8 protein-coding genes are annotated in these 12,373 nt (G+C 70.7%); 1 reads left to right on the top strand and 7 read right to left on the bottom strand.

Annotated elements, in window-relative coordinates; genetic code table 11:
* Nucleotides 1-121 precede the first annotated feature (121 nt).
* From C4B68_RS20980 to C4B68_RS20970, 3 genes are all read right to left on the bottom strand, one after another.
* Nucleotides 122-1,264 (bottom strand): PP2C family protein-serine/threonine phosphatase, encoded by a 1,143-nt coding sequence (locus C4B68_RS20980; RefSeq protein ID WP_099505386.1) that lies wholly within the window; start codon nt 1,262-1,264, stop codon nt 122-124.
* A 572-nt stretch (nt 1,265-1,836) separates the two neighbouring features.
* Complete coding sequence (locus C4B68_RS20975; RefSeq protein ID WP_099505387.1) at nt 1,837-2,970, bottom strand: NADH:flavin oxidoreductase; 1,134 nt, start codon at nt 2,968-2,970, stop codon at nt 1,837-1,839.
* A gap of 101 nt (nt 2,971-3,071) precedes the next feature.
* Nucleotides 3,072-3,965: an NmrA/HSCARG family protein gene (locus tag C4B68_RS20970; RefSeq protein ID WP_099505388.1), complete on the bottom strand. Its 894-nt coding sequence runs from the start codon at nt 3,963-3,965 to the stop codon at nt 3,072-3,074.
* 120 nt (nt 3,966-4,085) lie between these two features.
* On the opposite strand from C4B68_RS20970, the gene C4B68_RS20965 reads away from it, so the two are divergent.
* Nucleotides 4,086-4,652 carry a TetR/AcrR family transcriptional regulator gene (locus tag C4B68_RS20965; protein WP_099505413.1) on the top strand — a complete coding sequence of 189 codons (567 nt, stop codon included), beginning with the start codon at nt 4,086-4,088 and terminating at the stop codon, nt 4,650-4,652.
* A gap of 107 nt (nt 4,653-4,759) precedes the next feature.
* On the opposite strand, the gene C4B68_RS20960 is transcribed toward C4B68_RS20965, so the two are convergent.
* The 4 genes from C4B68_RS20960 to C4B68_RS20945 form a co-directional block, all read right to left on the bottom strand.
* Nucleotides 4,760-5,923, bottom strand: coding sequence for a hypothetical protein (locus C4B68_RS20960; protein WP_099505389.1), 1,164 nt, complete (start codon nt 5,921-5,923; stop codon nt 4,760-4,762).
* 370 nt (nt 5,924-6,293) lie between these two features.
* On the bottom strand, nt 6,294-7,307 hold the full coding sequence (locus tag C4B68_RS20955; protein WP_099505390.1) for an AraC family transcriptional regulator: 1,014 nt from the start codon (nt 7,305-7,307) through the stop codon (nt 6,294-6,296).
* 297 nt (nt 7,308-7,604) lie between these two features.
* Nucleotides 7,605-9,512, bottom strand: a complete 1,908-nt coding sequence (locus C4B68_RS20950) for a copper resistance CopC/CopD family protein (protein ID WP_099505391.1) — start codon at nt 9,510-9,512, stop codon at nt 7,605-7,607.
* Nucleotides 9,513-9,591: 79 nt separating this feature from the next.
* Entirely contained in the window at nt 9,592-12,288 is a 2,697-nt protein-coding gene (locus C4B68_RS20945; protein WP_099505392.1) for a GNAT family N-acetyltransferase, read from the bottom strand.
* Nucleotides 12,289-12,373: the final 85 nt, after the last annotated feature.

The following is a 12,373-nucleotide window of genomic DNA, read 5'->3' as shown; positions in this document are numbered from 1 at the left end:
TCATTTGGCCCCGGAGGAGCCCCACAACTTCTCGCCGACCTGGTCCGCCACCTTGCGAAGCATGGGCTCGGTCACATGCATGTAGCGAGCCCTCCCGGAAGACTGATCACCCTTTGTGGCGTCAGTGGGTGGCGGGGTGGGTGGGTTCCGCTGTGTGCTGTGTCGCGGGCGTCCAGGTGAGTGCGAGCAGTGCCGCGTCGTCGTGCGTGCAACCGTCGGCGTAGTCGTACGCGTCCTGCTGGAGCCAGTCGAGGAGGGAGCCCGGGTCGATGTGTCCGGGGTGGGCGCGCAGATAGTGGGTGAGGCGGCGGGGGAGGGGGTAGAAGTCGCCGGCCACGTCGCGGGCCTCGGTGAGTCCATCGGTGTACATCAGGAGGGTGTCGCCGGGCTGGAGACGGGTGTCGGCGGTGGCCGCGCTGGTGCGTGGGGCGTCGGGGTCGGGCGGCGCATTGCGCAGGCCGAGCGGCAATCCCGGCGGTACGGGGAGTTCGAGCACGGTGTCGCCGCTCAGGATGAGCGGTGCCGGGTGTCCACACGACAGTGCGTGCGTGCGTCCGTCGGGGTGGATCTCGACCAGGAACGCGGTGACGAAGGCCTCGGCGTCGTCGAGGTGGCGGCGGAGGCTGGTCTCGAGCCGGTGGGCGAGGCCGTCGAGGATGGGGCAGGCGTAGGCGGCCTCGTGGAAGGAGCCGAGGACGGCGGAGGCGGTGGCCACGGCGTCGAGTCCTTTGCCGCGGACGTCGCCGATGAGGGCGCGTACGCCGTGGTCGGTCTCGGCGACGGCGTACAGGTCGCCTCCGATGCGGGCGAACTGGGCGGCGGCGCGGTAGCTGGCGGCGGCGCGGAACGGCCCGACGGTGGCGGGCGGCGGGCGCAGCACCGCGCGTTGCGCGGTTTCGGCGACGGAGGTGACCTCGCGCAGCCGGGCGGTCTCGCGACCGCGGCGGTGGACCACGAAGCAAGCGACGGCCGCGACGGCGAGGACCGTCGCGGTGGTTCCGGCCGCGGTGTCGATGCGCCCGCCGTCAAGCAGCAGGAAGGCCCAACGGGTGGCGACGACCACCACAGCTGAGCCAATGATCATCGGCGGGCCGAAGGCCAGGGCGACGACGAGGGGGATCGCCACCAGGATCGGGGGCATGCGCGCGGGGGTGCCGACTTCCAGGCCGACCACGAGGGCATACAGCAAGACGGCGGTCGCCAGGGCGGCGGCGCGGGCGGCCCGTGGCGCTCTCGAGCTGTCATCACTGGTGCGTGTTGGCACGTGCCACGCTCCTCGGGGTCACCGCTACCCACTGTCCGGGCGCTGGCATGTCTCTCGTATGTGCAGTCGTCGGCAGGCCGAGGTAGCTGGTGCAGAGCCAGTCTATGGCGTCGGGATCGAGTCGGCGGGCACTGCCCAGGCGTCGTCGCCGTGGTGGTCCGCCGGCAGCAGCAGTTCGTGGCGGTGGACCACGGCCTGGAAGATGAGCCGCCGCTGGGCGGACAGGTCCAGGCCGGCGAAAAGTGCCAGCCAGAGCGGCGGTACGCGACGGGCGCCCGTCTCGGTTTCCCTACCACTCGTTGTCCTGGTCTTTGTCCAGTGCCCTGAGGGACGCCACCGTTCACCGCCGTACGCGCACCCCGTCTGACCTGCCCCGCGAACCCCCACGGACGTCCCGTACGGTCATGCGGACAGTTGGAAAGCGTGTTGGGGCAACCCCTCACGAGTTCGAATCTCGTATCCTCCGCAGGCGCCCACCAGGGCAGACGAAAGGCCCCGACCAATCATGGTCGGGGCCGCCGTCGTTGATCCGTCTCAGTTGCCCTGTGGCATCTCCCAGAAGCGGAGAAAGGTCAGAACAGCGTCTTTTCTGCTTCCTTTGTGAACGGAGCGAAGCCTTCGACCCGGCCGTCCAGCACCTTCCTGGCCCACTGAGGATCGGCCAGGAGTGCCCGGCCGACCGCGACGAGGTCGAACTCATCGCGCTCCAACGCCTCGGCAAGCCGCTCCAGACCGGCCGGCTCGGCACTGTCCTCGGTGATGTCACCGTCGAGGCCGACCGAGCCGACCGTGATGGCCGCCTTGCCGGTGAGCTTCTTCGCCCACGCCGCAAGGTTCAGGTCGGACCCCTCGAACTCCGGCTCCCAATAGCGGCGGGTGGAAGCGTGAAACGCGCTGACTCCGGCATCGGCTATGGGGGCAAGCACCGCCTGCAACTCGTCGGGAGTGTCGGCCAGCCGGGCGTCGAAGTCGTAGCCCTTCCACTGGGAGAAACGGAAAATCACCGGGAAGTCCTGCGAGACTCTCTCGCGGATGGCCTCGACGATCTCGGCAGCGAACCGTGTCCGCGCCACCGAGTCGCCACCGTACTCGTCCGTACGCCGGTTGGTGTAAGACCACAGGAACTGGTCGATGAGGTACCCGTGCGCCCCATGGATTTCGACTCCGTCGAAGCCGATCCGCTCCGCGTCCGCGGCCGCCTGCGCGTAGGCGCCGATGACCTCGTCGATGTCTGCGCGGGTCATGGCACGACCGCCATCGTCCGTGCCGGTGAGAGTGAGGCCGGACGGCCCCACGGCAGGCACGTCCTCGAACGGTGTCACGTCCGGATCCCGGAACATACCGATGTGCCACAACTGCGGCACGATGTGTCCGCCGACCGCATGCACAGCGTCCGCCACCCTGGCCCACCCGGCGAGTGACTCCGCCCCGTAGAAGCGAGGCACGGCGGCATCCTCGCCGGCTGACGGATGGTTGACGTAGGTGCCTTCCGTGATGATCAGTCCGACTCCGGCTGCGGCGCGGCGCGCGTAGTAGGCGGCCACGTCCTCGCCGGGAATCCCTCCGGGCGAGAACGACCGGGTCATCGGGGACATGGTGATCCGGTTGGGAAGGGTCAGGCGTCCCAGACTGAACGGCCGGGACAGGGCCCCAGCTGCGGAGGTGGTCACTGTGCTGCTCCTAGAGCTTGTGGAGGTGGATCGCATACGAGGGTGGAATGGAGGGCCCGCAGGCCTGCGGGCCGGCGCCGGCGCCGGCGGTGGGCGGCCTGCGGCCGATGTGTGCGGCCGCGGACTGCAGTGGGCGTTCAGCGGATTTCCGCGCAGTCCAGCAGCGCCTCGATCATGGCTTTGCCGTCCCGTGCCAGCCAGGTGTCGAAGTCCATCAGGGCCGGATACTGTGCCCGCAGAGCCGGGATGTCCGCCTGCCAGCCGCAGAAGGAGAACTTCCCCTCCGCTTCGCCGGCGACGGCGGTCCGGGTGGCAGGCTCTTCGTGGCTGGGGGGAAGCGGCAACGTGCGGCCGGTCGCCCGGGCGATGGCACTGATCATCTGGTCAAGGGTGAGTTCGTCTCCGGCCAGCTCGATCGCCTTGCCCAGGTACTGCTCGGGGTTGCCGAAGGCGAGCGCAGCGAAGGCACCGATGTCGCTGAGGGCGATGAGCTGGACGGTGGCGTCGGAAGGGATCGCGCGGATGAGCGCATGCTCTCCGGTGAGGCCGTACGTCGGGTCAGCGTGATTTTCCATGAACATGACCGGGCGGAGCATCGTGGAGGGAACGCCCAGAGCACGGATGCGCTGCTCGACCTGCCACTTGACGTCCCAGTGCGGGATACCGGTGTTCCGGTCGGCGCTGGCCACAGAGGCGTACACGAGATGCTCCACACCGGCTTCGCCGGCGGCTTCTGCGACATTCAGCCCCCGCTGCAACTCGTTCTCGGCGAAGTCCGGCGGGATGAGGGCGGGCTGGACGCTGAACACTCCGTACGCGCCCCGGACGGCGACATCCAGAGAGCTGCGGTCGTCCATGTCGCCGCGCACCAGCTCGGCGCCCATCCGGGCCAGCTCCTGTGCCGCCGGGCCGACCGGGTTACGCACCAGCGCCCTCACCCGCCATCCGTCAGCGAGCAGGTGCCGGGCGGTGGCCCCTCCCTGCTGGCCGGTGGCCCCAGCGACGAGGATGGTCTTGGCTGTCGGGTTCATGGGTTCTCCAGTGCTGGCCGCACGCAGTACCGGAGCACCGCTCCGGTAGAATGGCGAATATACGGAGCACTGCTCCGGTAGTCAAAGGAGCACTGCTCCACTTCGAGTGAGGTGCTGATCTTGTCGCAGACGACTCGTGCCGATGCACGCAAAAACCGCGACCTGCTTCTGGCTGCGGCGGCGGAGCTCGTCGCCGAGCACGGTACGGACGCGTCACTGCGCGACATCGCCCGTCGCGCGGGCGTTGGCATCGGGACGCTCTATCGCCACTTCCCCACCCGTGAGGCACTACTCGAAACCCTGCTCAACGCCAACTTCGACGTACTGCGCGCTCGAGCCGACAGCCTGCTCGCTTCACCCGTGCCAAGCGACGCACTCCTGACGTGGCTTGGAGAACTGGCTGCCGGAGCGGCCACGTATCAGGGCCTGCCGGAGTCGATCATGAATGCTCTGGCAAACGAGGAATCAGGACTGCATGCCTCCTGCGCCGGAATGCGCTCGGCAGGCGGACGGCTGCTGGAACGCGCGCAACAAGCCGGCTCGGTCCGGTCTGATGTGACCATCAGCGAGGTCATCGCACTCGCCCTCGGACTTGCCTGGGCGGCCGAACGGTCGGTCGACGCCTCGGACCTGGTCGCCCGCATGCTTTCCACGACGATGTACGGGCTTGCCGACCGCGGCCAGTGACTGCGCGCGGGTCACCCGGTGAACCGTTCGCGGTGGACCCTTCGACGTGCCTGGTGAGGTCGCGGAAGAAGCCGTCTCCCTGTTCGGACCTCGCCACGTGTCCTGGGTCAGCCTGTGCAGGCGTCCGGTCCGCCCTTGGCGAAGGCGTCCTTGGTGCAGTACGTGATGTCCGGGTAGTACGCGCCCATCACCTTCGCGGGGTCGTCGCCCTTCTGTACGTCCTGGATGGCGTTGTGGAAGTCCTGCGCCGGCAGCATGTTCCGCATCAGCAGGAGGCTGCTGACGTTGGTGGGACCCCAGTCGATCCAGGTCACGCCCTTGTCCGTCGTCGCGTTGGCGGGACGGTCCTGCTTGGTGGACACCACGTAGGTGTAGCGCCCCTCTTCGTCGACAGCCGTCTGGAAGTCCGCGGCGCAGGAGCTCACCGGATAGGGAAGCTGCCACTGGCAGACGGACCAGTAGCGGAGCTGGGTCTTGGTGAGCACCGACTGGTCCTGGCCGGTGTCGGGGAACGTGGGCGCCTTGCCGCGGATGACGGCGATGCGGCCCGACTCGTAGTCGAGCGGGGTGCACAAGTATGTGTTGTACGGGTTGGGGAACAGGCCGGCGGCCTTGTTGGGCAGAGCGAAGCCGGGGTCGCTCACCGTGGACTTCCCGCAGCCCTCGAAGCGGCCGGGCGGCGCGTATTTCTTCACCAGGTCCTTCAGCTCCTTGGCCACCGGGCCCTGCGGACCCTGCGTCGCATCGGCCCGGGGGCACTCGGGAACGGACTTGGGGCTGCTGCCCTGACGCCGCAGCGACAGCGCGGGCAGGGGGACTTCACCCGCCGGGTCGGCCTCGTCGGCCGGCACGTAGATCCTCAGCACCAGCCACCCCGTTCCCGACCCGGCGCTTTTCGTGGTGGCGGCGATCGTGTTGTCACCGGAGCCGGCCGCCACGCCGGGCCGCAGCGTGACCTGGTAGCGGTGCTGTGCCGGATCCGTACCCGCGTCCGCGACGGCGAACGGGTTCTTGCTGCCGGAACGCGGAGCGATCTCGTAGTCGGCGAGGGAATCGATGGGCGCGCCCTTGAAGTCGTACGCCGTCAGCGAGGTGAACCGCGCGGACGGGTACGTCCCCTCCACCACGATGCGGTCGCCCTCGCCCAGCCGGTAGGGCGTCATCCAGTACGTCGCGTTGGTCTCGGGAAAGGCGAAGTTCAGCCTGCCGGGTCTGACGACGGCCGGCCACGCGCACGTGGTCTCGGGGGCGGCCGCGGTCGTCCCGGCCACGGCCGGGGCACCTGTGGCTGCCTGTGGGGCCGCCAGCACGGTCACCACCCCCAGCCACACCAGAGCGGAAACTTTCAGAGTTCGCCAAGGGGCACGCGGCGTGAGGCCCCCTCCGTCCATGAGGAGCGCGAGTGGCGGAGAAGAGGCGTCCCTGCGGTGCGAACACACGCTTCCGGGAAGACATGAGCCCCGGACGAGCGGCCTACGGGCCCGGCTCCCAGGACACAACCGCCACACCCAGTCTCATCCCGCTCCGACCACCCCACAACGCGGACCCCTGCCGGCGACCGAACAGCTCATCGAACTGCCCGTCACGGACCGCCTTGCCCCAGCCGTCTGACGAGACATCAGCGAAGAAGGTACGCCGGAGTCAGCCGTTCAGGGTCGTCGAGGGCGGATGGCCGTACCGCTCGCGGTAGTACGCGGCGAAGCGGCCCAGGTTGGAGAAGCCCCAGCGGTAGGCGACGTCGGAGACGGTGGCCGAGCCGTCTCGTGCGGCGGTCAGCAGGTCCTCGTGGGCGCGCTTGAGGCGGATCTCGCGAAGGTAGCCGAGCGGCGTGGTGTCCAGGTGCTGGCGGAACGCCTCCTGCAGGGCGCGTGGACTGACCCGGGCCGCCGCCGCCAGGTCGGCGAGGGTGTGCGGCTGGTCGGCCCGCTCCTCGACCAGGGCCATCACGCGACGCACCGCCGCGTGGGAGACGGTGCCGGTGCGCCGCGCGTCCACACCGTCGGTGATCAGCCGCTGGGTGCCGACGAGCAGAGCGGCCGCCGTCTGCGTCAGATGCGTGGCGACGAGCGGGTTGGTGCGGGCGATGCCCTCGCCGAGCACCTCGCGGTGCACGGCCCCGGAGATGCCCGCCCACGTCCGGGCTGCCTGCGGCGAGACGGCCCCTCCGAGTGCGAATCGGGCCCGTACCGGTTCGTCCACGCCCAGCGCGTCGGCCACGGCCCGCTCCACCGTTTCGCGGTCGAGCCGTACGGTCGTCATCTGCGCGCCGGGCGACCAGTGCACCTGGAAGCTGCGGTACGGGTCCAGGACGTAGGTCTCGCCGGGGCCGACGCAGCACTCCTCCCGCCCGGGGGAACTCACCGTCACCCAGCCGTGGGAGACCTCGCAGACCAGCAGATAGGTGCCGAGCGGCTGCGGCTTGATCAGGGTCTCCGCGTCGAGGTGCGGGGATCCGTACCGCAGACCGGAGAGCGTGATCCCGGGGAAGCCGCTCTCGGCGTACCAGGCGGAGAACTCCCTCGGGTCGCCCAGGCAGTCGAGTTGGTACGGGCTGTACGCGTGACTGATGATCTCGCGGGTCTCCTCGAGATCACTGCTGTGCACGAGGGTGGTCAGCTTGCTCAGGTCACCGGGTACGGCGCTGAGCTCTGCCATCAGAAAAGCCTTTCTTTCTCCGCGTTTTCCGGCCGAGGCCCGCGTTTGGCGGGTAGCCGGTGGATGGCTCCGTTAGTAGCGTCATGCACACCCTCAGTCAAGGCGCCGACGATTCCCTGGGCAGTTTCGGGACATGTGCGTCAGACAGCCACCGTCCGGGACGCATGGGGGACGTTCAGGACGGTTCCTCGGGAGGGGACCCCGCCGCGCGGCTCGACGCGGCGGGGTCCCTCTCTGCGTTGAAACGTGTCGGCACCTCGGTGATCAACTCGGCCGGCGCCGTGGCCGCGCCCCGGGTCAGCCGATCTTCACGGTCTTCGACACCGTGACCTGGTCGATGTCGCTGGTGCGCACCGCGACCTTCATCGTCCAGGTGCCGGGCAGCGGGAGCGTGAGGCCGTCCGTCCCCCAGTAGCCGCCCTTGTCGGTGAGCTTCGCGTCGAGCGGGCCGACCTTCTGCGCGGCCAGCGTGAAGCTGAGCCGCAGTTCGGGGACGGTCGTGATACCGCCGTCAGGACCGAAGATCACGGCCTGCACGGAGTTCTCGCCCACCCGGCCGGGCGCCAGCTCGATCTGCACCTTGCCGTGACCGCCGGGCGTACCGACGTCGAAGGGAACGACCGTGGTCGAGGACGTGGGCTGCCCGGGGTCGGCCGTGGCGGCCGCGGCCGTCTCGGCGGCCGCCCGCCCCGGCTGCGTCCCGGTCAGCAGGGTGGTGATCACCAGGACGACGACGCCGACGCCGGCTTCGGCGAGGACGGAACGGCGGAGGCCTCGCCGGTGGGCGGCCGACGGGCCGGACGGGGGCTCGGAGGAACCGGACGCCGACTCGGGGGGTGCATCGGCTCGCGCGTCCCCGGGACGCACATCGGCTCGTACGACGTCGACGGCGGCGGCCGCGGCCGGAGCACCGATGGTCTCCGGCACACGCTCGCGCACCGCCACTCGCCCGTCGGCCACCTCCCGCTCGGGCTCCGGCTCCCGCTCCGCCACCGTCATCAACCGCCCCGTCCACCGCCGCGAGCAGGCCGCCCCCACGAGCAGCAGCAGCACCGCGCACAGCTTGGCGACCAGGATCCTGCCGTACGACGTCGAGGTCAGGGCGGACCAGGAGCCGAGGCCGCGCCAGGACTGGTAGACGCCGGTGGCGGCGAGGACGGCGACCGAGGTGAGGGCGAGCCGGGAGAAGCGGGTGACGACGGCCGTGGGGAGCGGCTCGGCCGGGCGGTTGAGCGCGGTGAGCAGGGCGGTCAGGCCGCCGAGCCAGACGGCCATGGCGAGCAGGTGCAGCACGGTGGAGACCATGGCCACGGGGACCTGGATCCCGGCGGAGGCGTGCTCGGCGGCGGCCCAGGTGACCGCGAGACCGAGGGCGAGCAGCCCGCCGAGTACGAGCACACCCCGCCCGCGCTCCTGCTCGCCCGCGCGCACTCGTACGCGGTCGAGGAGGAAGACGGCCGCCCCCAGCAGCACGAGCCGGGCCGCCAGCAGCACGCCCGGCCGGCTCGTCAGCGTCTCGCTCAGGACGGCCGGGTCGACGGCCTCGGCCACGCCGGTGCCGCGCGCGTACGGGCCGCGCAGGAGCAGCAGCGCGAGCGTGGACAGCAGCAGGATCCACCAGCCGGTCACCAGCAGGCGCCGCACGCTGCCCGGGAATCCGCAGACCAGGACGAAGGCGGCCGCGCCGATGAACAGGGCGAGGCCGCCGTACGCGATGTAGCGGGCGATGTCGTACAGGCGCGCGGAGACGGTGTCCTCGGCGGGCCCGGAGGGCAGCACGGCGGCGGTCTCGGAGGGTTTGCCGATGGAGAAGGTGAAGGCGCCGGAGATGGGGTGGCTGTCCGCCGAGACGACCCGCCAGACCACCGTGAACGTGCCCGTGCCGAGGCCGCGCGGCAGGGTCACGCGGGCGGTGTCGGAACGGCCGCCCGCGTGACCGGGTTCGCCCGTGTTGACGCGCCGGTTGTCCGGACTGAGCACCCGGACGGATTCGTCAAGAAGCCCGACGGACTCGGTGAACGTCAGCGTGACCTGCCGGGGCGCCGACTTCAGCACGCTGCCGTCCCGCGGATCGGTGCCGGTCAGCGCGGCATGGGCGGACGCGCTCCCCGCGCCGCCGAAGAGGACCAGCGCCAGGACACCGCCCAGCAGCGTCAGCCCTCGGACGATCCGCCGTCGGTCCCGGTGTCCGCCCACGTCAGCCATATCTCCGTCGTCTTCCACGTCTCCGTCGTCTTCGCTCTTCCAGCGTCTCGGATACGTACGGACGTCGACGACGCCCTGCTCACCGTACGTCCGCGAAAGCCGCCTCCCGGGTGAGGAACGCGAGTTGGGCACGCTTCTCGGGCAAGTACACATCGGGAAGGTCGATTTCGGGCAGCACGACGAGCGGACCGGGCACGAAGCCCTGCCGTACGAAGCGGGAGATCGCCTTCGCGTTGCGCTCGTCGGGGTCGACGACGACCCGCTCGCGGTCCAGACCGGTCAGGACGAAGGCGGTGAAGGCGGTGAGCAGCCCCGAGGAGTAACCGGACCGGGCTCCCCCGGGTCCCGCGGGCCCGATCAGCACGTGGATGCCGATGTCGCCCGGCTGAACGTCGTAGCACTCGCTGACGCGGTCGGCCTCGGGCTCGTACGTCTGGAAGAGCGCGGCCGGTTCGCCGTCCTTGACCGCGAGGAAGGCGTGGTGGGTGTCGAGCGAGTCCAGGTGGAGGTATGTCTCCAGCACCTGCTCCTTGGTGAGCCCGTTCATGCCCCAGAACGTTGCGCGCTCCTGACTGACCCAGCTGTGGACGACGTCGAGGTCGGCGCGCGGGTCGAGGGGCAGGATGCGGACGGTGCCGAAGCCGTCGAGCCGCTGCTCATGAACGGCCTCGCGGCCCTGGGCGTACGTCGTCTCAGTCGTCATGGCTCTCCTTGCCGGCTCGGTCAGCTTGGTCCAGTCGGTGATCACCGGGGCAAGACCTCCCTTGACCCACAAGGGGAGTTGGTCGCGGTGGTGGGCCGCGCCCGGAACACCGTCGGCGCCGAAGGGCACCACCCAGAGACTGTTCTCCCGGTCGGCGAGATCCCAGACGTAACGGGCCGCGGAGCCGCGCGCGCTCAGATCGGTCAGGCCGGGCACCGCCGACGTGCTCAGCACACAGTCGTGGTCGCCGGACAGCCCCGGTTCGTCGTACGACGTGTCGGTGAGCGCACGCCAGGGCGCGAGCCGGTGGGTGTCGCCCCAGGTGCCCCGTACCCCCTCGGCGGCCACCTCCTCGACGGCCGACTGGACGACAGCGTCGCGGTCGATGCCGTACAACTCCTCGGCCTTCAGCAGGTTTTCGAGCGCGAGGCCGACGCGCGGGGTGAGGGCGAGCCAGGGCAGGAAGACCTCGGGGTACGCGGGCGGGTCGGCCAGGACGGCCAGCGCGGGGTGCGCCGCGAGCCGCCGTACGACCGCGCCGCGCACCGCCGCGTACGCCGCCGCCTCCGCGCTGCCGGCCTCCATCCGCCGGTCCCAGCACAGGAGTTGCTCCCTGAGAGCGACCGCCTCGGGGCTGAGCCCCTTCTCCAGGGCGGCCAGCCGGTCCAGCAGGGCAGCGGCCGAGGCGAGATGGGTGTCCATGTGCACGGCGGGCATGTCCCGGGCAGACCACGTCCGGGACGCGTCGAGGAGTTCCCGGATGCGCCGGGCGCGGTGCGGCGGGGCGAACTCGACGCCGAGCGGGGCCGCCGGGCCGCGCTGGTTCGCCATCACGGCGACGCCGTCCTCGACGGTTCCGTACGGCATTTCGTGCCAGCCCCGCCACTCGTGGCCTGGCTCCCAGGCGGCCACGACCCGCGTGCGGTTGTCCGCGCCGCGGACCGGGACCTTGCCCGCGACCCGGTGCAGCAGTCCGCCCTCGGTGTCGGCGGCCTGCACGACGTTCACGGGCTCCGCCCATTGGTCGAACGCCCGGTCCACGTCGGCGACTTGGCGGGCGCGCAGGAGGGGGAGGAGCGCGCCGAAGCCGAGGTCCTCGGTGACGCGGGGCGGGTAGCGAAGGCTGATCGCCTCCGCCGGACCGCCACCCGCATCCCCGATGACCACGGGCCCGCGAGCCGTTTCGATCACCTCGACCTCGACGGACGGGCCCCCGGCCACGTCCACGCGCTCCATGTGCCGCGCCACGGGCCGCCACGCGCCGTCGGGGTCGAGCGCCTCGACGGACGCGCCGTCATCAGCCCGCCGGAGCCGCTCCCGGTACAGGTCCTGATAGTCGGCCATGGCGTTCGTGATCGCCCAGGCGACGGAGCCCGCGTGGGCGAAGTGCGCGATGCCCGGGACGCCGGGGACGGCGAGGCCGATGACGTCGAACTCGGGGCAGGAGAGCCGGATCTGCTGGTAGACACCGGGGTCTTCGATGAAGCGGTGGGGATCACCGGCGATGACCGCCTGCCCGGTGGCGGTGCGCTCGCCGCTCACCAGCCACCCATTGCTCCCGGAGGTGCCGGGCCCGTCCATGGCGAACAGCTCGACCGCGTCGGCCCCCAGCAGCCGTACGACCTCCTCGCGCCACAGCTTGGCGGGGAACCCGGCGAACAGGATGTGCGTACCGAGCCAGACCCCGAGCGGGCTCCAGGGCTCCCAGCGCCCGGGGACGAGCCCGGTCGCGGCGAACTCCGGCGCGCGCCGGGCCCCCTCGACGAGCCCTTCATTGACCCCGTCCACGTACGAGACGACCCAGGCGGCGGTCTCGGGATCCCGTTTCTCCAGGGCCGCGAAACAGCGTCTGGCGGTGTCGTCGAGCCTGGCCTGCCGCGCGAACCGGTCCCAGGCGACGGCTTCGGCGCCGAGGAACGCGGCCGAGGTGCCCTGCGAGCGGTGCCGTTCGACCTCCAGCTGCCAGGCCCGGTCCACGGCGATGGCGCGGCCCTGGGCGTGGGCGAGTTCCTGGACGTTGTCCGCGCGCAGATGGGGGATGCCCCAGGCGTCACGGTAAATCTGGACGGTCACGAATCGCCCCCACTTCCTCAGGTTAGGCTAACCTAACTCGGCTCCTCCGGAATCGTACGCGCCGGGTGAAGACCATGTGGGACCC

The sequence above is a fragment of the Streptomyces dengpaensis genome (assembly GCF_002946835.1).
Lineage (GTDB): Bacteria > Actinomycetota > Actinomycetes > Streptomycetales > Streptomycetaceae > Streptomyces > Streptomyces dengpaensis.
This window is presented reverse-complemented; position numbering and strand designations above follow the sequence as displayed.

Coding starts and splice junctions, on each gene's coding strand:
- C4B68_RS20975 (WP_099505387.1), bottom strand. CDS start 2,970: ATGCGATCCACCTCCACAAGCTCTAGGAGCAGCACAGTGACCACCTCC.
- C4B68_RS20970 (WP_099505388.1), bottom strand. CDS start 3,965: ATGAACCCGACAGCCAAGACCATCCTCGTCGCTGGGGCCACCGGCCAG.
- C4B68_RS20955 (WP_099505390.1), bottom strand. CDS start 7,307: ATGGCAGAGCTCAGCGCCGTACCCGGTGACCTGAGCAAGCTGACCACC.
- C4B68_RS20950 (WP_099505391.1), bottom strand. CDS start 9,512: ATGGCTGACGTGGGCGGACACCGGGACCGACGGCGGATCGTCCGAGGG.